Here is a 25,366-nt window from a genome sequence, read left to right as displayed (position 1 = left end):
GTGAACTCGTCTGATCATATGGCGGGTTTTTTTCGATCTGAATACATAATCCTCGCAATCTTGAAGTCATCTCCACGTTCTATAATTAATTGCCGTATTTAGGATTAAATCTTTGTATTTTTCGAGGTAATCTCCGTATTAATCGTTTGAATCTCCACATTTTCTTCTCGAATCTCCACATTAATCGGTGAAATCTCCACCTGTTCGAAGTAAATCCTACGTTCCGCATCACCTTTCCGCATCCCCAGGCCAAACTCCTCGTTCTTATACTTCGAAAAAGAGAATCCTCTATCGACACCTTTCTTACTTAAAGGAAAGAGACCAGATAGATAAGCGCGAAAAAGAACAACCTTATAGAAAAAAGGTTGTTCTTTAAATTCGTCAAATTAACTCATTAAGAGTTGTTTACATAATCGTATAGCTTCTTAATCAGTCTTTCGTTTAGATCTACTTTATATCGGTGGCGTAAAGTCAAATAGAGACTTTCTATTAACGTTAGTGAATGCTGATATGCACGTAGGATTTCCTTGTGGTTAAGTTTAGCTGTGATCGAAGCGTAATCCTTGTATGATTGTTGAGATAAATCTTCTTCAAGATTTTTAGTGCCGTTTAACCACCGCTCCACCGTATTTCCTTCAACTCTCATTAGTTGTAGCGTGTATTTTTGAACCTGTGATAAAACATCCAATGAACGTGCGTGTTCCCCTCTTTTTAATACATTAATCCCCATCAACCAAGCATTGACGTAATGATTAAAAGCGAAATTAACATTCTCGTTTGTTTTTCTATCTGGTCCTGCGCCGCCTAAATAATCCAATAAGGGTTTTAATTTATTCGTTGAGTCATAAATGAACATAGAACCCGTATCAGGAAAAACACCTGTTGGTTTAAACGATCTTATGATTTCTATTTGCTCTTCTGGGAGGAAATGAAACTCGCCCCGTACCATATTGTTAAAGACGACTACTTCCGTCCCGTACTCATTAACAAAGAATAAATCGACTGGATCTAATGTTGAAATCCATTTCAACGAATCAAAAACATCATATTCCGCATTATTGACAAAGAGATAGAATTCAATATCTGAATAGATATCGCCTTCGCCTTTAGTAAACGAACCATACATCATTGCCGAAACAACTGTATCATCACGTTTGCATTTATCTTTTACTTTTTGGATCATTTCTTCTTGAATTAACATGCACTCTCTCCTTTATCTACTATATTTTTATAGTGTCAGATAAGGAGTTATTAACCACTGGAAAACATGAACAACACATAATCGTGCCCCCTTCATGTTAGAATCTCAATTAGCATAACAAAGGAATAGATACGAAATCAATGAACATTAAAAAGCTCGATTTAGGATTCTCTTGACCAAAAAACAAAGGACTGTATGATTTGGCGATGTGTGCAAGAGATTTTAAATAGAGTTATTTAAACGTGATAGGATGCACTCATGAAGTCACCCGAGCTTCTTGTTCGAAGTTCAGACTAGCCCACTCCCCTTCGCTTTGAAAAAGAGCTAGTATTTGTTCACGGTCTGTCGGTGGTTCCTCGATCCATGTTAACAAAGTGCGAATAACTGATTTCTTAAGAGGATAATAGTGAAGAAAAACATCTGCCTGCTCGTTAAGTCTAGTCGTCCAAATCTGAGAGCGTGCCATCACCATTGAATAGTATGTTCGAATAAGCTTGCGCGCAAAGCCTTGTACACGAATGTGGTGCTCCTCTGTGGAAGCAGATTTTAATTGAATGATCGTCCTAGCGAGAACTTCGCGAATATCGCCATTAAAGCGGATAGCGATCTCCGATGTGAGCTTGTAAGGGCCAAAGCGAGTGCGAATATCCTCTCCGTGGATACAAACACAGAGTTCCTTAATGAATGCTTGTTCGTCGTAATTCTCTGGATCAACTACATAGTCGTAGTAGGCAACGGCGATGCCAACATCGCGAACGAGAGATTGATAGTCTTGCGACAAAGCGCTTGTAAGTGTCTTTAACTCCGTTAATTCCTCTGTAGTTAATGTTTCATTAAAAAGAACGAGAAGGTCTAAATCTGACTTAATGACCACAGCCTCTCCTCTTGCGACACTGCCATAAACATAAACACTATGCAATTGATGTGGAAATAACGTTGCAAGCTTTTCAGCAGAGTCTTGTATGCATAGTAAGTAAGCTTGATCGATCTTATCTAAACCGACGTCGCTTATAATGAAGCCATCCGCGTCCAACCCGTATCCAGCTCGTAAATGTGTCATTATCTTACTCCGTCCTTTCTTCTTAACCATTCTTTCTCGCTATTCGAATGTTCTACATAGCATAATGTAATTTTTTGAAATATTCAATCGTTTAATGCTGAGTGCATCTGGCTTTTTAACTGTTTCCAATGGCTGCAAGATAAATTACAGGAAGGAATGTGCAGGTTTTGAATGGAACAATAAATAGGAGCGTTGATCTTAATCAGCAGTTTAGACAGGAGGAAAGTTAATGCATGAGTTTACTATAAGTCCACCAAGTATAGCTAAAGAAATAATGAAAGAGGTAAAGGAAGTCGGTTTTACGATGAACTGTGACTATGAGACTGGAAGTTTACTGAGGACTCTTGCTGCTACGAAGAGGAATGGCCGATTTCTTGAATTGGGCACAGGGGCGGGTTTTTCTACAAGTTGGATACTGGAAGGGATGGACAAGCATTCGACTTTGATTACAAATGAAATCGATGGTGATTTACATAGAATCGCCAAAAACTATTTAAGTAGTGATTCTCGAGTGGAGTTTGTGACTGGTGACGGGGGAGAGCTAATTAAGTCTTTGCATCGACAAACTTTTGATTTTATTTTTGCGGATACATGGCCCGGAAAACTTAGTTTATTAGAAGAAACACTGGCTTTATTAAAAGAAGGGGGCCTGTATGTAATTGATGATCTGCTTCCTCAAGAGGATTGGCCAATAGAGCATCACGAAAAGATTATTAAACTAATCAATGTGATAGAATCCAATTCAAACTTAGCGATTACAAAACTTAATTGGTCAACTGGATTGATCATTGCTACGAAGGTTAGTTGAGATTCTGTCTTGCGAAAAACCCAAATCAAACGTGAAGGCAAACATGACAACTACATTTCCTTCTATGCATGTTAAGTTATATATTTAAATATGTGGGTAGAATCAGATGCAAGCTGGTATCGAGAGCTTGTTGTAGAACGTGGAAGAGCTAAGCCGTCCAATGAAGACGCACAAAAGTAAGTTCTTTCTTTTCGAGAGAAGGCATTTGAAAACGGTATAAGTTTACTCACGGTTCGCCGGAAAGAGGAAGAAGATTTTATTGGTTATTGTGGATTAATTATTGGTCGTTCTACATTAGAAGAACCAGAAATCGCGTATGAATTGTTTCAAAGAGTCCATGGTAATGGCTATGCAACTAAAGGCTGTTTCAGCTATTATGGAAGCGGCGGTTGCTACTGAACGAAAACGGCTATGGTCAACGGTTCGCTCTTGGAATCGTGCTTCATTTCGAGTTCTTGAGAAGCTTGGTGTCAGGTTGTTACTTATTTGGTTGTACTCGGCATCAACACCCAGAGTATCTGTAGTCCATTCCACGTAACCAATTTAATCAAATGATAACAGGAGACGTTCTTGGTAGAAAGAGAGCGTCTCTCTTGCTTCGTTATAGTTGTGGGCAGTTAAGAGAATTTAATGACCAGTGCTTTCTCAATTATTTTTATATACATGTGAAGTTAAACACAAATTGTCTTTGTTTAACAAAAGATACGGTGCAGAACTAGCGGGGGATTGTTGACAGAAAAGCGGGAAAGGCATAAACTAAAAGCAATTAGACAATACTGAAAAAGCCTATATGAATGTGGTGGCCACCACAACCATATAGGCGAAAACAGAGTAGTCAACCCAAAGGTTGGCGCTAAAGTGATACAAAAATAGCCCCTGTATTGAGTTGCTAGGCTCTAGGGGCTATTTGTCATTTTTAAGAAGCAAAAACAACGTAATCAATCCAATAATGAACATGGCTGTGCTCGATGCGACAGTGATTACTAAAGAAATTGCTTCGAAAAGTGACAAGACAAACACCCCCTTTCAATTAGGAGTGTCGCCGCCCATTGAGCCGTCTGTTTATACTTACGATTAGTATACCACGATTTAATGCAATGTTTACTAGATTCAAAACTCGCTTTAACCAATAGTGAAGCGAGAGCATGTACCAAAATGGTGCATGCTCTTGTTTCGCGACAGCTTTTAAGAACAATCGAGATGTGTGTCTTTTTAAAATGATTCGTGTAGTATTTATGTACAGTTGTTTGACTGGAGGGATATGAATGAAACAGATCATTGCACTTGGTGGAGGCGGCTTCTCGATGGAACCAGAGAACCCACTTCTTGATGATTACATATTGGCGCAGGCGAAAGTAGGAAACCCGAAGGTGTGTTTTTTTCCAACAGCGAGTGGCGATTCTGCTGATTATGTTCAACGTTTTTATCATGCGTTTACATCAAAAGAATGTGAACCGTCGCATTTATCGCTTTTTAAGCCGCCAACGCGAGACTTGGAAGCGTACATTCTTGATAAGGACATTATTTATGTAGGGGGAGGCAATACGAAAAACCTCATAATTTTATGGAAAGAATGGGGCATCGACCAAGCATTAATGCAAGCCTGGCATAATGGTGTCATTTTAACAGGCTTAAGTGCTGGATCGATTTGTTGGTTTGAAGAAGGTGTGACGGATTCATACGGAGATCGGTTGGAACCTATAAACGGTCTTGGGTTATTGAAAGGAAGTCATTGTCCTCATTATGACGGGGAAGAAGAGCGCAGGCCAGCTTATAGGCGACTGATTGAAGAGAAGAAAGTAAAGCCAGGAATCGCTGCTGATGATGGAGTTGCGCTTCATTATATTGATCAAGACTTGCAGAAAATTGTTTCTTCCAGAAAGGGTGCATCAAGCTATTATGTCGACATTGAAGGAACTGAAAGTGTTGAAACGACAATGGATGCGCGTTTTTTAGGAGAATGATTGATTGTCGTTACGGTGAAACTTTCCCTTCGCAGAGGAAAGTTTTTTTTGCATCGAATCGCCTTCATCAACCAATGGCCAGTGATTGATAAAAGTTCGTAAAAAACACTAGAAAACAACGTATAATGGAAACAATGAATCATGGCTAATGAATACTGATAGAGTCAAAATAGATGAGGAAGGAAGTAAACCAATGCTTATCGCCCTCGTACTTTTATCTAGTGCACTTATCATTCAAACCGTATATGTACTGTATTACAAGAAGCAAATTAAAGAGATTGGCGATCAACTGTCTTTTATCACAAAGCATGATTCGTTCAAGTTTATTCAAACGCAAATGAAGCCAAATGAGATTGTTCAATTAATTGATGTATGCAATACGATGCTTCGGCACCAAAGAGACATGAACCAGCAATTTATAAAAAAAAGCGAAGAAATCAATACAACCATTGTAAGCCTCTCTCATGATATTCGGACACCAATGACATCCCTTGACGGTTACCTTCAACTAGCGAATCGGTCTGAAAACGCTCAAGAAAAAACGAAATATGTCAAGATGGCCCAGACAAGAATTAAACAAATTACAACGCTTGTTGATGAGCTGTTTCTGTATACAAAATTGCAAAACCGGGATTATGTGTTTGATCTTGAGTCGATTGACGTGATCAATGGTTTGAAAAGAAGTTTATTTTCGTTTGTAGAGGAGTTTTCCAAAAGTGACGAAGAGCCAATATTTACACTTCCCGAAACAGCGATTGTGATTATTGGAAACGAAAGTGCGTTGGAAAGAGTGTGGGAAAACATCATTAGAAACTACTTCTTGCATGGCGAAGGTGCTTTATCCATTCGTTATGAAGAGAAAGAGAATGAGGTGTTGTTTCACTTCAACAATATGCTGAAGCAGAACCACTCACTCCATTCTGATCATGTTTTCACTCGTTTTTATAAAGAAGATTTATCACGCACCAACCATTCTTCTGGACTTGGACTTTCAATCGTTCAATCACTTGTAGAGAAAATGGCTGGTTCCGTTTATGCCGAATTGAAAGGGAATTCATTTTGTATCAGTGTGGCTCTTGTTAAACCAAAATAAGAGATGAAGGTGTGTCTTGAAATGAATCGGCAGAGTATTTTAATTATTGAGGACGATGAACATATTAACAAGATCATTTATGATGTGTTACGTAGAGAGAATTTCTTATGCACGCAAGCGTATTCTGGTAGCGAGGGAAAAATGAATGTGATTGGCCATGTGTATGATCTGATTTTATTAGATCTTATGTTACCTGGTCTATCAGGAGAAACCTTTATACGTGAACTAAGAACGGAATTAAATTGTGATACACCGGTTATTGTATTATCGGCTAAAGAAAAACTAGACAATAAATTAACCTTATTCCGTCTAGGAGCGGATGATTATGTCACAAAACCGTTTGAAGTGGAAGAGTTACTTGCCAGAATGAATGTTCAATTAAAGAGAAAGGCCAAGGTCGAATCCATCTCTTTATATAGGCATAAACAGTTAACGTTGAATAGTGATACGCTAAGCGTGACAATTAACCATGCTCAGTTAAAAGTAACAAGAAAAGAATACAAAATCATTGAGCTATTAATAAAAAATCCAACCCGAGTCTTCACAAAACAGGACTTATATCACCTAGCTTGGGATGAATTATTTTTAGGGGAAGATAAGACAATTACTGTTCATATTAGTAACATCCGTCACAAAATAAGAGCTCATACGGAAGAGGCGTATATCGAGACTGTTTGGGGAATTGGCTTTAGGTTAAGTCCATAATGTTTCTTTGAACTTTCTTAACGATTACTTGACGATTGATTTGCTTCTTTTCGTTACCGTTATCTTTAAGGGGAGGGTTACTATGTCAGAAATCATTATTGAAGTCAAACAGCTGACTAAACACTTTCAATCAAAAGTAGCCGTAAAAAAGGCTGATTTTAAATTGATAAAAGGCGAAATTTTTGGGTTAATAGGTCGAAATGGGGCTGGTAAATCGACGTTACTAAAGATGATTGGGGGATTGATTTATCCATCTTCTGGAGAAATTCGTTTATTTGATCACGTAGTGAAAGAAAATCATGCTTATTTTGAACGAATGGGTCTATTAATTGAGGAAGCTGGTTTGTTCCCCTATTATACCGCCTATGAAAATCTGAATTTAATGGCGATTTCCTACGGGCTAAAGAACCCTAAAAACCATATTACCGAACAATTGAGGCTTGTCGGGTTAGACGAGTTTAATAAAACCAAGGTCAAAAACTATTCGATGGGAATGAAGCAAAGGCTTGGGATCGCGGTCGCATTGATGGGGAGTCCAGACGTATTAATCTTAGATGAACCGATCAACGGTTTAGATCCTCAAGGCATTGCCGAGATGAGAGAGTTGATTTTGGATTTAAATAAAAGAGGGATGACCATCATTATTTCGAGCCATATCCTCGAAGAGTTATCAAGAGTCGCAACCAAGTATGCGATTTTGCATCATGGCGAAATCATCGAGATCCATTCAAAAGAGGAACTATTGCTTAAATGTGAAGACCGAATTGAACTCGTACTAGATGATGTGAGAACGGCTATACCTATCCTTGAACAGCGATTGGATATAAATAATTACGAGGTAATAGACGCCCAGACTCTGTTTATTTATGATACACATGTTGCGAATCATCAACTGGTAAAGCTCTTAATTGAAAATGGGCTTGCCGTTCATTCCATTACGAAGCATAAGCAAAGTCTAGAACAGTACTTTCTGAAGCGAACGAAAGAGGACGGTGAATCCAATGATGAATCTGTTTAAGATGGATTTACACCGCTTCTTAACCAACAAAATCATGTATATTCTACTGGTCGTATTTATTGCTTTCCAGATCTTCGGCATCTTTATGATAAAGCAATACGAACAACCGGTTGAACAAGGTGGCATGCTCATTAGCCATATGAATGAAAGTCAATTCATTCAACAAATGTTGGCTCAAACGCCTTCCTGGGTATTGATATATGTAACGGTATTTAGTGTATATTTTTATATGAGTGAATACAATGCCGGCTTTTATAAAAATTATATTTCCATGAAGCGTGCACGAATGTATTCTGTCCTCTCTAAAATAGTGATTTTGGGGCTATTCACGTTGCTTATGATGCTCGTTATGGTTGTTGCTGATTTAATTGGAAGAGCCATTTTCTTTCAACAGGCGACACTTGGTGCTTTGGGGTACCTTTCCACATTGCTAGCTGGTCAGTTTTTACTTCACTGGGCATTTTCAATTGTGATCTTGTCTCTCACGATGATTCTTAAAAGTATGTTGACGAGTATCGTTACGGGGATTATCTTAGCATTAAATGTCTTTGGAATGGCTGTGGGTGCATTGGAATCTCTCTTCACTGACCTTAATGTGTCTGCCTATTTGTTGGTAAACACAATTGTTCGGATTAAAGATTTTAATCAACTAAGTGATGTCATCCATGTATTTAGTGTGGCGATTGCTTTTATTCTATTATTCTCCTGTATTGCAATCAGGTATAAAATGAAAGAGGACTTGAAATAGAAGTTCCATCGTAAAGAAAGCCCGCTACTTTAGTGTAGCGGGCTTTCTTTCGATTTAATCAAGCTTCTCATCCAACAGGGACCTGAGTTCCTGTAAATCTTCTTTTGATAACGATTCTTCTTCTTCAATGAATTGCACGAGCATTGATTTGGTTGTTCCACCGTAAATACGGTCGATGAAGGATTGCGTTTCCGCTCGGCGACATTCTTCTTCTGTAAATAGGGGACTGAACGTATAAACCCGTTCTTCTTTGTTTGCTTTGACAACTTTTTTTTTCGTTAAGCGGTCAAGGAGAGTGCGAATCGTTTTCGGCTTCCAGTCCGCTTGTTGGTCAAAGGCAGCAATGATTTGGCTAGCCGTTTGGGGAGCGTGGTTCCAAAGGGTTTTCATCACTTCCCATTCTGCTTCCGTGATGCTTGGCATGTTGTTTGTCATCCCTAGTTGCCTCCTTTGTATATGCCTTTGTCTTCTAAAATGGCATAGGTTGCTTGAGCAGCTTCGCTTCCCCATGCCTCTTCATCTTCTTGGATATTCGTTGCGAAAAACCAAGTGTCTTCTGACGTCTCGACAAAACCGATAAACCAGCCGTTCACTGCTTCATTGTTAATGATGCCTGTGCCTGTTTTGCCGTATAAAGTACGGTCGGGTTGTTCGGCGACTTTCATCGCGTTTTTTACCGTGTCAATTGCTTCGGTATGAAAGAACTGTTCGTTCGTAAATACAGCATTTAACAGTTCCACTTGTTCAATCGGCGATATCGTTAATGACGATTCAAGCCAAAAGGGATTTTCTGTGCTAGCTACGTTTCGGTTGCCGTAGTTTAGTTGGTTTACGTATGACTGGATCGCTTCTTGTTGAACATGTTGATCGATCTCTTGGAAATACCAATTAACTGAATGGCCCATTGCGGTCTCAAGGGTTTGATCTTGATTCCATTCGTCATATTCATAATAGGTGCCATCCCACGTCATCGCGGTCTGCTCAGGTTGAATTGCATTTGTTTCCAATCCAATTAAAGCACTGTAGATTTTATAAGTTGAATTGGGTGAAACACGCTTTGTGCTCTGCTCTTTGTTGTAAATCTCGTACTGGTCTTTATTCTGGCTATAAAGGACAAAGCTGGCTGTTTTGCCATCGAAATAAGTGCCTAGTTCTTCAGAAACAACATGATTTCCAGAGAACACATAGTCGTTCTCTGTTGCCGCTACTGCTGCTAAAAAAGGAATTTGGCTAACGACAAAAATGCCGATCGCACTAAACAGCAACGCGCTTTTAATGCCTCTTGCTGTTGTATCTGTTTGAAACGAAACAATATGTTCAATGCGTTTTTTGATTTGTTTTTTGGCGCCACCAAATCCATTAATCAATCCAGAAAACGATGCATGGTTATTCTTTTTTTCGATAAACCGGAGAATCGTCAGCCCGTATGCTTTACTGCTTCTTGCACCTAATGAATCAAGGACACCTGCATCACAGCTCAACTCGCGGTCCAGTCTCATTTCACTAAAAGCCTTCCACACAAAAGGGTGGAACCAATAAATGATTTGAAAGAGAACAAAAAGGTAATTTGTTTTTGGGTGATGGTGTTTCACATGGTGCAATTCATGTAGCAAAATATGCTTAATATCTGTGTCATTCAGTTGTTTGTCCATTTGGTGCGGGACAACAAGGTATGTGTGGAACAAGCCATATGTTAATGGCGACTTAATCAATGAAGACTCTAATAGAATCGGCTTTGATTTAAGTTGAACCTGCTCTAAACACCACTCATATTGTGTGAGAACTGCTTTGTTTTCAACAGAGGTTGACAGGCATATTAAACGGTTTAAGCGATAAGCAGAGTGGATCGTAACCCACGTAAACCAAGCCATTCCTATAACCCAGGCAAGCAGAAAGCCTGATTGAATCCATGTGTAGTCCGCTTGGCTAACAGAAGCGCCAAAGTCCGCCATCCAATCGGTGGTTGTCGTCGTCCCTTGTTGTAGAGCTGCTGACTCGCTGCCCGAGTCTTGCGAGTGAACTGCTTGTGAAAAAAAAGAAGATAGCCCTTGAACCTGTTTAATAGGCAGAAAAGGCAGCGTTAAGGCGGCCAATACTAAATACCACATGCGATAACGCCATTTTAAAGACAAGTGTTTTTGAAACACGTTGCGTATGAAAAAAACGATTCCAATTGTTACGGTTGATAAAACTAGCGATAACGCTATTTGGGAAAAGACCATTTGATATTCTCCTCATCTTATTGCAGTTGTTCATTCCATTTCCTTTATCATAGCACTTCTAAAAATAAATTGACATAACGAGATTACATTTGTAATATTGATTACAGTTGTAATCCAAAAAACGAAAGAAGGGTTTGTAAATGAAAAAACAATTACTAGGAGCAATGGCTGCGAGTGTTTTATTTGTCGGGGGCTGTACTGATGAGAAAGACTCTGTTCCTTCAGACGCACAACAAGGTGAAGAAACGTTGGATGAGCGTTTATATGGGCTGGAAGAAGAGTACGACGCTAGGCTTGGTTTGTACGCGGTGGATACGGGAAGCGGACAAACGATCGCCTATCAGTCAGATGAACGGTTTGCTTACGCTTCGACTCATAAAGCATTGGCAGTAGGCGCGTTATTGCAACAAACATCAATAGAGGATTTGGATAAAAAAATTCATTTCACAGCCGATGATTTGGTTGACTATAGCCCGATCACTGAGGACAATGTGGAGACAGGCATGACGTTAAGAGAAATAAGCGACGCTTCCATTCGCTTCAGCGACAATACAGCCGCTAACTTAATTTTTAATGAAATTGGTGGACCAAAAGAGTTTAAGGCTTCCTTACGTGCGATTGGAGATGATGTAACGGAACCAGAAAACATCGAAACAAAACTTAACGATGTGAAGCCCGGTGAAACACAGGATACGAGCACAGCAAAAGCATTAACTGAGAGCTTGCGAGCATTTGCGCTTGAAGATGTTCTTGAAGAAGAGCAACGTTCCTTGTTGGTTGAATGGCTAAAAGGCAATACAACAGGAGATGCTCTCATTCGTGCTGGGGTTCCAGATGGCTGGGTAGTCGGGGACAAAACGGGATCGGCTGCATATGGGACACGAAATGACATTGGCATTATTTGGCCTCCAGATCGTGCGCCTATTGTGTTGGCTGTTCTATCGAGCCGAGATGAAGAAGGCGCAGAGACCAATGATGAATTGATTGCAAAGGCTACTGAAGAAATAGTAAACGAACTGATCGATTGATTCGCATATGTGCACCCAAAGATGTCGACGCAGATGAGCAAATTTTGGCGCTTGTCAGGAGTTTGGTATAAACCGTTAAAATAAGAGATTGCTTCTGTTTTTTGCTGCTTTCAATTAAGGCATGGCATTGTGCAAATTGCCAAAAGGGAGGAGACCATCATTTCTCTTTTGTATGGATTCCCTTATTCTCTATTAGGTAAATAAGAATGACTAAAATGCTTCTCTGTTAACTGAATAAACTCGTTTAATTGCGGGGTGAGCGTTTTGTTTTTATGTATGGCCATCTGCGTTGTTAATGTCGGCATTTGGACAGACCAGTTCAGTTTAATTAATGAACCTGTTTCTAGTTCCTGTGCAACAGTCATTTCTGGTAAAAGAGCGATACCAATAGTAGCGATGACGCATTTTTTGATTGCTTCTATACTAATGAACTCCAGTGTGTTTTTTGGAGAAATATGATAGTCGTTTAACGTTTGTTCAAACATCGTGCGGTAAGAACAACCTTTTTCAGTAAACAATATCGTTTCTTCCCTTAAATCTTCAGGTAAAACGACTGATCTGGACCGCAGTGGATGTGAAGGGGCGGCAACGAGTAGTAATTTTTCATGTAACAACGACTTGGTTTTTATATATGGATTTGGTTTATTGACATCCATAATGAAAGCCAGGTCTACTTCTCCGTTCAGGAGTGATTCCGTTGCCCTTTCATCCGAGTGAGCAGGTTTGAAAATTAAATGTACAAAGGGGGCTTGGTCTTTAAATGATTTAAGGAGAGCAGGTAAACGATACGTACATTGGCTTTCTTGTGCCCCGATTGTGATTGTGCCGATTTTCTTGTCTGCTTGAATGTTCGTTTGTGCCTCTGCTGTTAAATGGATAATTTGTTCCGCGTATCCTTTTAATTGTTTTCCGGCGTGAGTTAAGACAAGTCGTTTCCCGAGTCGTTCGAACAGTTGGGTATCTAACGATTGTTCCAATGATTGAATATGAGCGGATACACTTGATTGTGCATATTGTAGTGTGCTTGCTGTTTGAGTGAAGTTTAGTGTTTCACTTGCCACTAGGAATGTTTGTAAGTGCTTAAGATCCAATATTGTTTCCTCCTCTAAATCGGTTTTAGTGATCATAATCATCAGAATTATCATCTTTTATGATTGATCGTTCTAGTTTAAGCTTAATTTAGGTGAAAGACAACAAGAGAGGAGACGATATAATGAAAAACCTTTTGCTTATCAATGGACATGATCACTTTGAACGGGCGCCTGGGCACTTAACAACTTTTATGACCAACTTGATAAAAGAAGTAAGTATAGCTAAGTTTGAGGTGAAAGAAACGAAGGTTATTGATGGATACGAGACTGAGGAGGAAATAAAAAAATTCCAGTGGGCAGACTTGGTAATTGTACAAACGCCAATCTATTGGTTTAGTCTACCGGGTATTTTGAAAAAGTATGTAGATGATGTCTTTGTTCCGAATGTCTTTTTTACGAAATCAAATGAGTTTGGGCGTGGAGGCCTCCTTACAGAAAAAGACTACATGCTTTCTGTTTCGTGGGGAGCAAACGAAACCGCTTTTAATGGAAGGCAAGCTGGTTTCTTAGAAGGTTATTCTGAAGATGATGTGTTGTTTCCAGTCCATAAAGCATTTGAATACTGTGGAATGAGGAGACAACCGACCTTTTCGATTTACTCCGCAATGAAACCCCTGTCATTAACGGAGTGTGCAGACCAATTTCATGCGCACTTTACGAAGCATTTTATGTAACCTGTTGGATAGGAGCGAACAAAGAATGGACAGCTAAAAGGTTTCTCGATCCGTATATCAGAGAAACCTTCCCCGATAAAAGCCCACAATCGAACGTTGCTTCATTCCCCTCTACCATGCGTAACCATACGTTAATCATTCCCACTTGAAAAACAATCCAGTATACTTAACATAAACACCACTCTATCGGGCTTGAATCTATAAGGCAATAGGTTCACTGCAGAGACGACTACAATGAATAAGGGGAGAAAGGAGCTGGAGAAGTGGCACAACCGGATATACGCCTTTCAAATGGACGGCTCTTATTAAATGAGATTAAAAGAAATGATTGGAAAGCCATCCATGCTTATTCTTCGCGCAAGGAAGTAAGCACCTATCAAACGTGGGGACCAAATACAGAAGAACAAACGAAAGCGTTTGTTGAGAAGATCATTGATGATGAGTTGCATCAACCTAGAACGCGGTATGTACTTGCGGTCCGACTAAAACAAACTGGATTGCTTATCGGAGCTGGGGAAATCAACCTAAGAGATACATCAAATGGAGAAATTTCTTATATTCTACATCCTGATTATTGGAATCAAGGCATTGGGACAGACGTGGCCCACCTCTTGCTTACATTTGGTTTTCAGACATTTGATCTACACCGCATTTATGCGACGTGTGATCCGCGCAATATTGGTTCCGCGAAAGTATTAGAAAAAATAGGGATGAAACAAGAGGGAAGAATGAGGGAAGTTTTAAAACTGAAAGATGGTTGGAGAGATTCGTTGTTGTATAGTGTGTTGGAACAGGATTTTCATAAACAGAGTAAATGAGTACTAAGCAAGAGAGGAGAAAGGAAGAGGGGGGAAAGAAAATGGCAATTCAATTTGATCAAGAGCGAGCGCATGGAATAGAAGGATTTTTGATTGATGGACAGATAACAAGCGATGGATCTTTAGCTTTAATAGAAACCAATGCTCAGGAGATCGATTATTTTGAACGACCTGTTAGCAAGAGGGATTGGAAAATTCGAGTGTTGCAAGCCGATCAAGATGTCCTGTGCGTTGAATTAAAGAGTCTGCCCCTTATACCAAGTCATGTTGACCTCTTTTCTGATGGAACCATCCTTATTGTCCAGGGAAGGTGTGTAAAAGATGGGGCGTATATAGAGAAAAATGCAAGACATTATTCTATTGATGGTACGTTATTAAATCAATTTACGTTGGGAGATGGAATTGCCAAGGTTCAAATTGATGAATCAGATACGATTTAGGTTGGTTATTTTGATGAGGGTGTGTTTGGAAACTTTGGATGGGATGAGACACCACTAGGCAGTGATGGCTTACTTGCTTTTAATCGGTTGGGAGAAAAGCTATGGAGTGCAAGTGGATACGAAGTCGCTGATTGTTATGCGTTGAATGTCGAGAACGCAGCCAACGTTTATTTTTATTATTATGATTCCTTTCGGTTCATCCATTTATCCAATTATGCAGAAGTAGCATCTTACAATGTAAAAGGGAAAGATACGATTGACCAATTTGTTCTTGTAGGGAACACTATTCTTGCGGTCGTAGATACCCATTCAGTCATGCAGTATGAGGTAAGAAATCGTACCCTTAAACCAAAAGGGTCGGTTGACTTCATAAATGGGAAGGGCAAGCGTATCAAAGGCACGATCTATATGCGTGGTGAGAATGTCTATTTGATTACAAAAGACATGGTTTACTGGAAAGGTGTACAAGGTTTTCTTTAAGTGATGAGGCTAGATATAAATTGTAAATGTTTAGCTGTTAATTGGTTATACGTATAGTAGTTTTTGTTCGAAGTCATTTGTTAACTGTACAAGCGCGTGTTCCTCTTTTTCTGTCATACTTCCTCCTAATAAATCCCTTATGCCTATATCGTATATATTTCCCAAACGGTTTACAAGGCTATTTCTCTGTCATATATAAAAAGTATTTAATCGATCACATGTATAGGATAATCATATGGAGTTGCAATTAGGGCTGGCTATTAGGATCTGTTAAACCCATCCTTTAAGCGTGATTCAAATGAATCGTTATATCCCAAATTAAAAGAGGATCACGTTAAAATATGGGGAATAAGTAAGAGTAATGGACTATATTTACTTAGGGGGAAACCGAAGATGGAACAAGTCACCCATTATTTAATGAACGTATCCTATGAGCAGACGTTGAACTTAGACTTTTGTGAGTTGTCAGCATTTACGAGAGAAGCAGAAGCTGCACCAAGTGGAGGCTTTGGGATGTTAAAGTTCAAGTTCATTGATAGTCAGGCGGAACCTGGCGACGAATATCTTGATCCAGCCATTAACCGGTGGTATGTGCACGCCTTTACTGCGTATCCCCAATTGCTTTGGTATGTACAAAAGCCGGAAAGCACGGTGTTGGCGCTTACGTCTATTCTTCACTCCGATGAAGAAATCAATCTCACTTGGTTACTCCAGAAAACGAAACAGTATGGAAAACGCTTTGTCATGGATGAGGAAGCGACACATTTTTATGCATGGCTAACTAAAATCACATAGAGAGTAAATGAACCTTTAAGGTCGCCCCTAAGTCTAACCTCATGTGTCTCTCATTGTTATCCTAATCCCTGCAATTCAAAACGATGCTCACCTTCTGTTTTTGTCTGGTCTCTATTCAGAGATTTGCGTGCATGTAGAGAGGAATTGCAGCAGAAACGAAAAAAACGAGAAGAGACAATGTATGCCTTCTCGTTTTTTTCCAGTTTTATTAATGATGAATTAACGTAATGACTCTGGAAAGATTCCCAAGTCAATTCCAAAAATAATTGGTACGAGGAAATAAACAGCAAGTACGATAAGAACGGTGGAAAATACATTAATCCAGAATCCTGTCCGCACCATTTCAATGATTTTTAATTTGCCTGTACCAAAAATGATTGCGTTTGGTGGTGTGCCGACTGGTAACATAAAGGCACAGTTGGCAGCCATCGCACATGGAATCATGATTGCGAGTGGATGAATGTTAATGGCCACAGCAAGAGCCGCTAATACAGGTAAAATCATTGTTGCGGTTGCCGTATTTGATGTAATTTCAGTTAACATCATAATAAGAAGTGTGGCCCCTGCGATAACAAGGAGCATATGCAAACCGTCAAGAATCGTTAGTTGATCTCCAAGCCAATTTGATAATCCACTTGATTGGAAACCGGCAGCAATCGCTAAGCCTCCTCCAAATAGCAACAAAACGCCCCAGGGAATATCTTTAGAGTCAGCCCAGTCAAGAATACGAGCTCCTGCTTTTCCTGGGATTAAGAACAATAATATCGTTGCCATAATAGCGATCATTCCATCAGAGATTCCAGGCAATTGCACAATCAATGCCTCTTCACCAGCCCAGAAAAATTCGCGAGAAATCCACATGAATGCGGCAAAAGTAAATACCGCTGCTACCATGCCTTCTTCAAATGTAATGGCTCCTAATTTCTTACGTTCGTTATGAATAAGCTCTTTTCCACCTGGTAATGTTTTAATGCTCGTTTTAAATGAAACAGAACCAAGAAAAAACCATGTAAATAGTAATAAGATAAGAACAACTGGTGCGGCGAATAACATCCATGTGCCAAACCCAAGTGATATGCCAAAAATTTCATCTAATTGGGCAGCAAGGATAATGTTTGGCGGCGTCCCAATTAATGTACCTAGTCCGCCGATTGTTCCTGCGTAACCGACTCCAAACAAAAGGGATTTCTCGAATTTAGGCAATTCATGTTCGTTTTTTTCACCTTTCATTGTTTCCGCAACTTGGGCGGTAATGGCAAGTGCCATAGGGATCATCATCATTACTGCAGCAGTATTGGAGACCCACATCGATAAAAAGCCTGTTGCTGCCATAAAACCGAGTAAAATCCGCTGGGTGCTTGTCCCGATGATGGAAATAATGAACAAAGCAATTCGTTTATGCAAATTCCATTTCTCCATTGCTGTTGCAATAAAGAAACCGCCTAAAAATAAGAAAATAATATCATTTCCATAGGATGAAGCAACGGCTGAGCCTTCCATTGCACCAGAGAGTGGTAATAAGATTAATGGCATCAGTGAAGTTGCTGGAATTGGAATCGCCTCGGTCATCCACCACGTTGCAATCCAAAGCGTAACGGCTAATACATTGCGGCCATCAACAGTGAGACCTTCAGGATTAAAAAACAAGATGGTTAATAAAAAGAGTAGAGGACCAAGAATTAGGCCGATCAGTTGCGCGCGAGAATACGGCTTTTTATTACTTGATTCAGGTGCTTTTTTTTGCTTTTTTTCTTGTTCATGCTGTGTTGCTTCTTTCTTTAGTGCACTTGATCCTTTATTTGCATACGAGAATACGTTTAGAAGGTCTTTAGTCCGTTCGGATTGCTGCCAGAGGCGCCCCCAGTTTTTTGCAATGACTTGTCTCATGTATGTTCCCCCTTCGTCCTGTAAGCGTTTACTTATTTTTTCATGAACATGGGGGGGAGTCTAGTTTTTTTAATTAAACGAAATCATTCTTTTCGAAAAAGGTTTTTCCTTGCTCCGTGATGACATATTGATTGAGAGGACGGCCTTGGTTTAAATAAACCAGGTCTTTTTTTATTAAAGCACCTTGCTCAAAGAAACGCATGTATTTGCGTAAGGATACATGAGAAATGCCTGTTTTCTCCTCCAATTGAGCTGCTGTTTGCCAAACTGGTGCTTCTTCTAACGCAACTAGAATACGGAGCGCAGTTTCCTTTGTAATGCCTTTTGGTAACTCCTTTTGGCGCGAAAGCTCACTCGTGTGAAGGAGGCTATCAATGTCTCCTTGTCCAAACAAAGCATGAGTAGCATCAGCTTTTTTTGTTTTGTAACGCTCAAGTGCTTCTTTAAAGCGTGCAAATGAAAAGGGTTTAACCAAATAATCGATAACGCCAAATCGTTGGCCTGTTTGCACAGTGTAGGCATCATTGGCAGACGTAATTAAAATGACATCAATATTGCGATCTTCTGTCCGCAATTGTTTAAGAATGGTAAGGCCATTTTCGTTGCCGATGTATACATCAAGTAGGACTAAGTCCGGTTCCGTTTGATTAATTGCTTTCAGTCCTTCATCAACTGTTTGTGCCTGAGCAATAAGGGCAAAGCCAGGCACTTTTTCTAAAAACTTTTGGTTGAATCTTGCAATATCAGGATCGTCTTCAATCATTGCGACTCGAATCATATTTATCGTCTCCTTTCTTTTGATACGGCATATGGACAGTAACGATTGTCCCTTCTCCCTCTTTTGAGAGAATATGAAAGGTACCATTAAATTGCTCGGCCTTCTCTCGAGCATTCGAAAGACCATAACCATGGTCGCCTTCTTTTGTTGTAGGAAACTTGGAGCCGATTTGGTGTTGTGAAAACCCTGGTCCGTTGTCTTCAAGAACGTAGCGCAAGACGCCGCCCACATGTTTCATGGTGATCAGGACACGTTTTTCTTGTTGATTCTGAAGTGCTTCTAACGAATTGTTCAGCGTATTGCCAATGATGGTCGTCCATGCATCAATCAACGCAGCAGGCATTTTAGGCCAAGGTGTGCCTGATTGAAAAATAACGTGAACACCCTCTGTTTCCATATGTACGGTCTTGGAGGCAAGGAATTGAGCTAAGCTTGCATCTTCAACGAGACGATTGATATCTTGTGGCAATTGGCTTTCTTTTTTTGCTTGATAGCGTAGAGAGAGTGTCTCGATGTAATCGCTTAGCTCATCATAGGAGTCCGTTTCGACCATGGCGCTAATGATATGAAGCTTGTTCATAAACTCATGCGTCTCACTTCGCAAACTTTGCGCATACGTTTCCATGCCATTCATCCGTTTGACGATATCGTCGAGTTGGCTCTTTTCTTTAAATGTGGCAAGGGCGCCAATACAATTCCCCTCAATAAATATAGGGACACTTGTTGCGACTGCTTCTAAATGACCTCTTTTTACGACTTCGTCATAATGACTTTTTGGTGTGGCGACCACATGATGCAGGTGAAGTTCTGGCCAGACAGAAGCCGCATTTTCTCCTTCAATTGGTCCTGTATGTCCAGCATCAAGAAGGAATTGTTTTGCCGCGTTATTTACAGCGATTAACTGTCCGTTCTCGTTAATCGCGACGATCCCTTCGCTTACAGCTTCGAGCATCGCTTCCCGTTCTTGGACAATACGAGCAATTTCTCCAGGTTCAAGCCCACGAAGTGTTGATTTAATTCGACCAGCAAGTAAGTATGCTCCAATGAGGCCAAGCGCTAAGCTTCCTGCAGCCCACCAAGCAGAAATCGTCTGTGCTTGACTTGTAGCGTCTTCAATGGCTTCTGTTGAGATGCCGACGGAAACAGCGCCAATTTGTGTGTCATCACGATTCAGTACAGGTTCAAAAGCGCGTACAGATGGACCTAGAGATCCAATTGATTGAGATGTATAAGATAGACCTTCAAATACTGGATCCATGTCATCGCCAACAAATGTTCCACCAATTCGATCTGAAACAGGATGAGTAAACCGAATTAAATCCATATCCATAATGACAATATAACGTAGGTTGTTTTCTGTACGAATCGTTTCGACCATCTCGATGAGCTCATCGTTTGTGTGCCCAGATTCTAAAGCTTGAATAACAAGTGGATTGTCTCGTAAATGGCTTGCACTAATCCGTACTTTGTCTTCAAGGTGTTCCCTCGTTAAAGAGGCTTGATGAATCGCGTTAAACACCCCGAAAAAAAGCAGAGCACCTAAAACAATTGCACTCGTTAAAAGCATTGTTTGTGTTTTTAATGAAAGTGGTTTTTTCATAGTGATTCAGTCCTTATTTGTTTGCGTATGAATCATTCACAATTGCTATTATCATAGCATGCAAGTCGATCATGTGTGAAAGAGAAAAGAAGCTTAGACAATCGGGTTCTCCACTGTTTACTTTGCTTCAAACGAGGAAATACATCCATACAGGATAAGGTGAAGTAAAGCTTAGAATGGAGAAGGAGGTGATCTCATCTCAAAGTTAATAAGCGGAACATTAACGAGAACACAAAAGTGGAGAGTTTATTTCCTTCATCCTCTTGTGATGAGTTCAGTAGCATATGTCACACTTTTCTTACTGGAAGGTGTATGGCCAGACTGGGCATCTATTTGGCCGCTAATACTTGGTTTTTTTACAGGGCACTTTATTATCGCATGGTTTTTCCCAGAAAAAATCTCTTTTAAAAGAACAAAAAACCCGACGACGAAGCAAAAGATCGGTCAGGTCATTCTTTATACGTTGCTTATTGGGTTTTATTTATTTGTTATCGTTCGTTTTTTTGTAAGATTATAAGACTAAAGAAGACGCTGTTCTGTTCTTAAGAGATTCAGCATCTTTTATTATTTGTCTGTCTATTCAAAAAAAACTTGCGTGATCGCGTCATACTGTCTATATTCTAATATGATACAGTTTGACGCGATCATAATAAAAACACGGTATGATCATGACATTACGAGCCATGACAGGATATAATCTAAAGAAGGAGAAGAAATAAGAGAGGGATTTACCCTAAGACTCAAACAACAACGGAGGAAGCAATTTAGAAAAGATAAAAACGTAAGATACCTCGGGGGCAAGTGATTGAGAAACGTAGTTGATCATCATACAAACTTGTGGCTAATCCATAATAAGGAGGAAGTAAAAATGAATGCTGTTGATGTTTTAAGAAACGAGCTCTTACATGAATTAGAAATTGGGGTTCGTTCAATGGAAGGGTTGCTGAAAAAAGTAAAAAGTGAAGACTGGGAATTTCGACCAGCGGAACATATGCGAAGCCTAAAGGAACTTGCCCAGCACATCGTGGCCATACCAGAGGTGGACCTCAACATTTGGCAAGAACAAGATCAAGAAACGATTCAAGGTTTGGAACTGAAATACAATAAACTTGAATCGACAGATGCCCTCATTCAGGCAATGAACGATGGCTTTAATGAGTATAAGGCTTATATGACTTCTTTATCTGATCAAGATTTTTTAATGAAGAAAACAAAACCTTTTTACCTTGAGAAAGGGGAAATTCAAGCGCATTGGCTTGTAGAAGAAGTATCCCATCTCTTTCATCATCGTGGTCAATTCTTCATCTATTTGAAGCAGCTTGGCTATGACGTGAATATGTTTGACTTATACGTTTAGACGTACAGCTTATTGAACATGAGTGAAGTGGAACGGGGTGTATGGAGAGATTAATTAAACGTTTGATTAAAAAACGTGTAGCCTGAAAAAAAGAATAGGAAATAGAAGTGGCTGTACCGATTATGTGCATGATTTTTCACAATTACTTCATCATATGTAGAAATGTTTTCTCTTGTAAACCTCCTTTCATTAGCAAGCAGATAGATAGGTAACAAGATTTATAGCAAATTTCAGCTTGATTATTCGACCTCTATTTAAGAAGGCTTTCAAGCATCCGCTTGGCTCTATTTTTTACGGAAAAGCTACGATGTTCCTACCAACTTTTTTTATCTTTTTGACAATAAGCTTATTTGTTGCTGTATGCTTACAATTTCTCCATGCACATAGTCGATTTCCGCTTGCACATCATTTAGTTGTTTGTCTATGCTCTGTGCACCTCTTCTTGAATGTGGTGAGGCACTAGCAGCAAAGAATAGTTGGATATCATCAGTATCATCAGCTCCTGCACTAGTGTTTGTTGAATGTTGGTGTCTAGACACATCACGTTCAATTTTTATGGCGATAAAAAACAACGTTGATGCTAATGTACTTAGGAATGCCTCGTAGTAGATTAAGTCCTCGGATAAGGTGAGCCATTCCTGTAGCTTTGCTTCGTTTGAGTCTTCGCTACTACAATCGATCATGGCTCTTTCACACCCCTTATCTATGGTTCTTTATCATATGTGTATAAGGTCATTCGTGTGTTCGTACATACATTAGCAGTTGTTTTCATAAGCTCTAATGAGTACGAATGAATCTAGGAGTATCCTTTTTGATACTATGCCACTTTATAGTGCCTACTTCCAAAAAACCGACTATGATTATATGATAACTACATAAATGAGTTTCTGCTTCGAATACGCAGTTCAGGATTCAAAAGAAACACAAAGAGAGACAAATGAAGGATTGGTGGAAATGACTTCGGGTAAAGGATTTTTTCATAAATGGTTTACTAAATCAAAGGAGGAAGAAGAAATGGCAGTAGAACCTTTAAAAATTGGCATTATTTTAGGTAGTACAAGAGATGGTAGAGTTAGTCCGCAAGTTGGAGAATGGGTAAAAGAGTTAGCAGATAAGCGTGGAGATGCGGCGTATGAAATTGTTGATATCGCTGATTATCAATTGCCTCTTCTAGGCACAACAGATGGTCAAGAGCCTGGAATCGCAGCTTGGAATCAAAAGCTTGCAGAATTGGATGGGTTTGTTTTCATCGTACAAGAATACAATCATAGCTTGTCAGCTGCATTAAAAAATGCATTTGATTTTGCTAGAGAAGCTTGGAATAATAAGTCAGCTGGAATTGTCAGTTATGGTTCCACTGGCGGTGCACGAGCTGCTGAACATGTGAGAGGAATTATGGGCGAGTTAATGATTGCTGATGTGCGCACGCATCCAACTTTATCGCTTTTCACTGATTTCGAAAACTTCAATACATTTAAACCGGCTTCTTTACATGAAGACAATGTGAATATGATGTTAGATCAAGTTCTTTCTTGGGGTCAGGCTTTAAAACCAATCCGCAATGCGTAATTTAAAAAAAGACAAGGTGGACGCTTAAATGGGCGTTCACCTTGTTTTTTTATGCACGAGACCGTTCGGTTTCTGCTCCCGTTTCACATAAGGAGAGGTTCCAGTGCTCTATAATTGTCGCTTCTTTGTAGTCTTTATCAATGAGGTGGACGGCTTCAGGTTTCATCAAAATGAGATGCAAGACGGAGGCTGCCATGTCTTGGTCCTCGCTTTGTTTAGAATGTGCTACACCTTGGAGCGCATTCATGAACTGTTGGTTAAATAGATCATATACAACTGCATCTTCCATGAAAACCACCCTTTCAAAAAAGTATTGATAGTAGTGTGTACCTTTTTTCGTAAGCTTGCAAACATTATGCTTGGAATGATTCACTTTTTTGACTGACCTTAAGGGCTTGATCTAAATCAGCTAAAAGATCATCAATCGTTTCAATGCCAACAGATAAACGGATCATGTCTGGTGTGACGCCTGCTTTTGCTTGACTCTCCTTGTCGAGCTGTTGATGGGTCGTGCTCGCTGGATGTATGACCAATGATTTTGCGTCCCCAACATTCGCTAAGTGACTAAATAACTTCACCTTATTAATAAACGTTTTTCCCTCCTCAATACCGCCTTTAATCCCAAAGGTAAAAATCGATCCAGCTCCTTTTGGTAGATAGGTTTTTGCAAGTTCATAATACTTGCTAGATGGAAGACCAGGGTAATTGACCCAAGATACATGTGGGTGGCTTTCGAGGAACAAAGCAACCTTCAATGCATTCTCAACATGACGTTCCATCCTCAGTGGCAGCGTTTCAAGTCCTTGAAGAAACAAAAAGGCATTAAACGGTGAAGTGGAAGCGCCGATATCACGTAGCAATGTCACACGTGCTTTTGTAATGTAAGCGAGAGGGCCTAGTGCTTCCGTGTAAACAAGCCCATGGTAACTAGGGTCTGGTTCTGTTAGACCGGGAAACTTGCCGTTGTCCCAATTAAATTTACCTGAATCAATTAATACGCCTCCAATTGATGTTCCATGTCCACCAATAAACTTAGTTGCAGAATGAACAACAATGTCGGCACCAAACTCGATTGGTCGGCATAAATAAGGTGTTGCAAATGTATTGTCAACAATAAGAGGGATGCCGTTTGCGTGAGCAATATCGGCAATTGTCTGGATGTCGGCAATATTCGTTTGAGGATTCCCAATTGATTCAATAAAAATGGCTTTTGTTTTTTCAGAGATGGTTTTTGCGAATTGCTCTGGTTGATCGATGTTAACAAAATGAGTAATAATACCGAGCTTTGGTAATGTATGAGCAAATAAAGAATGGGTGCCTCCATAGATGCTGCTTGCGGAAACGATCTCGTCTCCAGCTTCGGCAATATTTAAAATCGCATATGTAATGGCGGCTTGACCTGATGATGTTGCAAGAGCACCAATTCCGCCTTCTAACTGGGCCATTCGTTGCTCAAATACATCGTGAGTTGGATTCATAATCCGTGAATAAATATTGCCTGGTTCTTTTAATGCAAATAAATCCGCAGCGTGATCCGTATCATTAAAGACATAGGAACTGGTCTGATAAATCGGTACTGCACGGGCATTTGTTGTTGAATCTGGCGTTTGTCCACCGTGTAATGCGATCGTTTCGAAACCGTGTGCTTGAATATCTCCCAATCATTTCCCCACCTTTATGTTTTCTTTTATTTGTACTATTCATAGATGACTACATGGTTTTAATGGAATCCTTTTCTTAGGTGTTGTCGTTAACTATACCAAAAGCAAGGTGATTAATAAATGAATTTTTATTGTTTTTTGATAAAACTTTCTTCTTTTTAAAAATTGTTATCAAAATAGGTTTATAGACGAACAGAAGTGGTTATATAAACAGTACCCTCGCCATTTATCTCTTGGCGTATCCCCCTTTTGTTTTGTATATAGATTTACAAAGTGACCGCACTTTTAGTAGAAAGTGTGGTTTTTTTGTTTGCAAAATCTCCTCACATAAAGAAAAACCGAGAAGAATACATTCTTCTCGATTCTTTT

General features: G+C 39.7%; 26 protein-coding genes and 1 pseudogene. 15 read left to right on the top strand and 12 right to left on the bottom strand.

Annotated features, from left to right (window positions below):
- Nucleotides 1–104: 104 nt before the first annotated feature.
- From BK584_RS24585 to BK584_RS11115, 3 genes are all read right to left on the bottom strand, one after another.
- The gene (locus BK584_RS24585; protein WP_169871198.1) at nucleotides 105–242 is read right to left on the bottom strand and encodes a hypothetical protein; all 138 of its coding nucleotides are present in this window, start codon (nucleotides 240–242) and stop codon (nucleotides 105–107) included.
- A 152-nt stretch (nucleotides 243–394) separates the two neighbouring features.
- Nucleotides 395–1,201 carry a nucleotidyltransferase gene (locus BK584_RS11120; RefSeq protein ID WP_078392667.1) on the bottom strand — a complete coding sequence of 269 codons (807 nt, stop codon included), beginning with the start codon at nucleotides 1,199–1,201 and terminating at the stop codon, nucleotides 395–397.
- A 256-nt stretch (nucleotides 1,202–1,457) separates the two neighbouring features.
- Nucleotides 1,458–2,261 carry a nucleotidyltransferase domain-containing protein gene (locus BK584_RS11115; protein WP_078392666.1) on the bottom strand — a complete coding sequence of 268 codons (804 nt, stop codon included), beginning with the start codon at nucleotides 2,259–2,261 and terminating at the stop codon, nucleotides 1,458–1,460.
- A gap of 229 nt (nucleotides 2,262–2,490) precedes the next feature.
- On the opposite strand from BK584_RS11115, the gene BK584_RS11110 reads away from it, so the two are divergent.
- The 7 genes and pseudogenes from BK584_RS11110 (at nucleotide 2,491) to BK584_RS11080 (ending at nucleotide 8,597) form a co-directional block, all read left to right on the top strand.
- A complete protein-coding gene (locus tag BK584_RS11110) occupies nucleotides 2,491–3,069 on the top strand; it encodes an O-methyltransferase (protein ID WP_078392665.1) in 579 nt (192 codons plus the stop codon).
- Between the two features lie 90 nt (nucleotides 3,070–3,159).
- Nucleotides 3,160–3,607: pseudogene (locus tag BK584_RS11105) on the top strand (GNAT family N-acetyltransferase).
- Between the two features lie 727 nt (nucleotides 3,608–4,334).
- The gene (locus tag BK584_RS11100) at nucleotides 4,335–5,033 is read left to right on the top strand and encodes a Type 1 glutamine amidotransferase-like domain-containing protein (RefSeq protein ID WP_078392664.1); all 699 of its coding nucleotides are present in this window, start codon (nucleotides 4,335–4,337) and stop codon (nucleotides 5,031–5,033) included.
- 148 nt (nucleotides 5,034–5,181) lie between these two features.
- Nucleotides 5,182–6,126 carry a sensor histidine kinase gene (locus tag BK584_RS11095; RefSeq protein WP_078392663.1) on the top strand — a complete coding sequence of 315 codons (945 nt, stop codon included), beginning with the start codon at nucleotides 5,182–5,184 and terminating at the stop codon, nucleotides 6,124–6,126.
- Nucleotides 6,127–6,147: 21 nt separating this feature from the next.
- Complete coding sequence (locus tag BK584_RS11090; protein ID WP_078392662.1) at nucleotides 6,148–6,831, top strand: response regulator transcription factor; 684 nt, start codon at nucleotides 6,148–6,150, stop codon at nucleotides 6,829–6,831.
- An 82-nt stretch (nucleotides 6,832–6,913) separates the two neighbouring features.
- The gene (locus tag BK584_RS11085) at nucleotides 6,914–7,849 is read left to right on the top strand and encodes an ABC transporter ATP-binding protein (protein ID WP_078392661.1); all 936 of its coding nucleotides are present in this window, start codon (nucleotides 6,914–6,916) and stop codon (nucleotides 7,847–7,849) included.
- On the top strand, nucleotides 7,833–8,597 hold the full coding sequence (locus tag BK584_RS11080; RefSeq protein ID WP_078392660.1) for a hypothetical protein: 765 nt from the start codon (nucleotides 7,833–7,835) through the stop codon (nucleotides 8,595–8,597). Before BK584_RS11085 ends, BK584_RS11080 begins: the two co-directional genes overlap by 17 nt.
- Before the next feature lie 54 nt (nucleotides 8,598–8,651).
- Here BK584_RS11080 and blaI read toward each other — a convergent pair whose 3' ends face one another.
- Together blaI and BK584_RS11070 are read right to left on the bottom strand one after the other, a co-directional pair.
- Nucleotides 8,652–9,032 (bottom strand): penicillinase repressor BlaI, encoded by a 381-nt coding sequence (gene blaI, locus BK584_RS11075; RefSeq protein ID WP_078392659.1) that lies wholly within the window; start codon nucleotides 9,030–9,032, stop codon nucleotides 8,652–8,654.
- Nucleotides 9,033–9,034: 2 nt separating this feature from the next.
- Complete coding sequence (locus BK584_RS11070) at nucleotides 9,035–10,819, bottom strand: BlaR1 family beta-lactam sensor/signal transducer (RefSeq protein ID WP_078392658.1); 1,785 nt, start codon at nucleotides 10,817–10,819, stop codon at nucleotides 9,035–9,037.
- Between the two features lie 140 nt (nucleotides 10,820–10,959).
- On the opposite strand from BK584_RS11070, the gene bla reads away from it, so the two are divergent.
- The gene (bla, locus tag BK584_RS11065; protein ID WP_078392657.1) at nucleotides 10,960–11,847 is read left to right on the top strand and encodes a class A beta-lactamase; all 888 of its coding nucleotides are present in this window, start codon (nucleotides 10,960–10,962) and stop codon (nucleotides 11,845–11,847) included.
- A gap of 182 nt (nucleotides 11,848–12,029) precedes the next feature.
- Here bla and BK584_RS11060 read toward each other — a convergent pair whose 3' ends face one another.
- Complete coding sequence (locus BK584_RS11060; RefSeq protein ID WP_078392656.1) at nucleotides 12,030–12,938, bottom strand: LysR family transcriptional regulator; 909 nt, start codon at nucleotides 12,936–12,938, stop codon at nucleotides 12,030–12,032.
- Between the two features lie 122 nt (nucleotides 12,939–13,060).
- Here BK584_RS11060 and BK584_RS11055 point away from each other — a divergent pair, with 122 nt between their 5' ends.
- From BK584_RS11055 to BK584_RS11035, 5 genes are all read left to right on the top strand, one after another.
- Complete coding sequence (locus BK584_RS11055; RefSeq protein ID WP_078392655.1) at nucleotides 13,061–13,612, top strand: NAD(P)H-dependent oxidoreductase; 552 nt, start codon at nucleotides 13,061–13,063, stop codon at nucleotides 13,610–13,612.
- A gap of 263 nt (nucleotides 13,613–13,875) precedes the next feature.
- A complete protein-coding gene (locus tag BK584_RS11050) occupies nucleotides 13,876–14,430 on the top strand; it encodes a GNAT family N-acetyltransferase (RefSeq protein WP_245808839.1) in 555 nt (184 codons plus the stop codon).
- A 41-nt stretch (nucleotides 14,431–14,471) separates the two neighbouring features.
- Nucleotides 14,472–14,870 carry a hypothetical protein gene (locus BK584_RS11045; RefSeq protein ID WP_078392654.1) on the top strand — a complete coding sequence of 133 codons (399 nt, stop codon included), beginning with the start codon at nucleotides 14,472–14,474 and terminating at the stop codon, nucleotides 14,868–14,870.
- A gap of 21 nt (nucleotides 14,871–14,891) precedes the next feature.
- Nucleotides 14,892–15,350: a YxiH-YxzG fusion protein gene (locus BK584_RS11040; RefSeq protein ID WP_078392653.1), complete on the top strand. Its 459-nt coding sequence runs from the start codon at nucleotides 14,892–14,894 to the stop codon at nucleotides 15,348–15,350.
- Nucleotides 15,351–15,743: 393 nt separating this feature from the next.
- Complete coding sequence (locus BK584_RS11035) at nucleotides 15,744–16,145, top strand: hypothetical protein (RefSeq protein ID WP_078392652.1); 402 nt, start codon at nucleotides 15,744–15,746, stop codon at nucleotides 16,143–16,145.
- 219 nt (nucleotides 16,146–16,364) lie between these two features.
- Here BK584_RS11035 and BK584_RS11030 read toward each other — a convergent pair whose 3' ends face one another.
- From BK584_RS11030 to BK584_RS11020, 3 genes are all read right to left on the bottom strand, one after another.
- Nucleotides 16,365–18,032, bottom strand: coding sequence for an SLC13 family permease (locus BK584_RS11030; RefSeq protein WP_078392651.1), 1,668 nt, complete (start codon nucleotides 18,030–18,032; stop codon nucleotides 16,365–16,367).
- A 73-nt stretch (nucleotides 18,033–18,105) separates the two neighbouring features.
- The gene (locus BK584_RS11025) at nucleotides 18,106–18,810 is read right to left on the bottom strand and encodes a response regulator (protein ID WP_078392650.1); all 705 of its coding nucleotides are present in this window, start codon (nucleotides 18,808–18,810) and stop codon (nucleotides 18,106–18,108) included.
- Nucleotides 18,788–20,410: an ATP-binding protein gene (locus BK584_RS11020; RefSeq protein ID WP_078392649.1), complete on the bottom strand. Its 1,623-nt coding sequence runs from the start codon at nucleotides 20,408–20,410 to the stop codon at nucleotides 18,788–18,790. Before BK584_RS11020 ends, BK584_RS11025 begins: the two co-directional genes overlap by 23 nt.
- An 868-nt stretch (nucleotides 20,411–21,278) precedes the next feature.
- Between BK584_RS11020 and BK584_RS11010 the strand changes: the two genes are divergently transcribed.
- On the top strand, nucleotides 21,279–21,767 hold the full coding sequence (locus tag BK584_RS11010) for a DinB family protein (RefSeq protein ID WP_078392647.1): 489 nt from the start codon (nucleotides 21,279–21,281) through the stop codon (nucleotides 21,765–21,767).
- A 326-nt stretch (nucleotides 21,768–22,093) separates the two neighbouring features.
- Here the strand turns inward: BK584_RS11010 and BK584_RS11005 are convergent, their stop codons facing one another.
- Entirely contained in the window at nucleotides 22,094–22,450 is a 357-nt protein-coding gene (locus BK584_RS11005) for a hypothetical protein (protein WP_078392646.1), read from the bottom strand.
- 331 nt (nucleotides 22,451–22,781) lie between these two features.
- Here BK584_RS11005 and BK584_RS11000 point away from each other — a divergent pair, with 331 nt between their 5' ends.
- Entirely contained in the window at nucleotides 22,782–23,336 is a 555-nt protein-coding gene (locus BK584_RS11000; protein ID WP_180320502.1) for an NADPH-dependent FMN reductase, read from the top strand.
- Between the two features lie 49 nt (nucleotides 23,337–23,385).
- Here the strand turns inward: BK584_RS11000 and BK584_RS10995 are convergent, their stop codons facing one another.
- Nucleotides 23,386–23,625 carry a hypothetical protein gene (locus BK584_RS10995; protein ID WP_078392644.1) on the bottom strand — a complete coding sequence of 80 codons (240 nt, stop codon included), beginning with the start codon at nucleotides 23,623–23,625 and terminating at the stop codon, nucleotides 23,386–23,388.
- Nucleotides 23,626–23,689: 64 nt separating this feature from the next.
- Entirely contained in the window at nucleotides 23,690–24,997 is a 1,308-nt protein-coding gene (locus BK584_RS10990) for a homocysteine synthase (RefSeq protein ID WP_078392643.1), read from the bottom strand.
- Between the last annotated feature and the right edge of the window lie 369 nt (nucleotides 24,998–25,366).

It is taken from the genome of Shouchella patagoniensis (assembly GCF_002019705.1).
Classification (GTDB): domain Bacteria; phylum Bacillota; class Bacilli; order Bacillales; family Bacillaceae_D; genus Shouchella; species Shouchella patagoniensis.
Note: the sequence above shows the minus strand (reverse complement) of the source record. Positions and strands in the feature narration are given on the sequence as shown.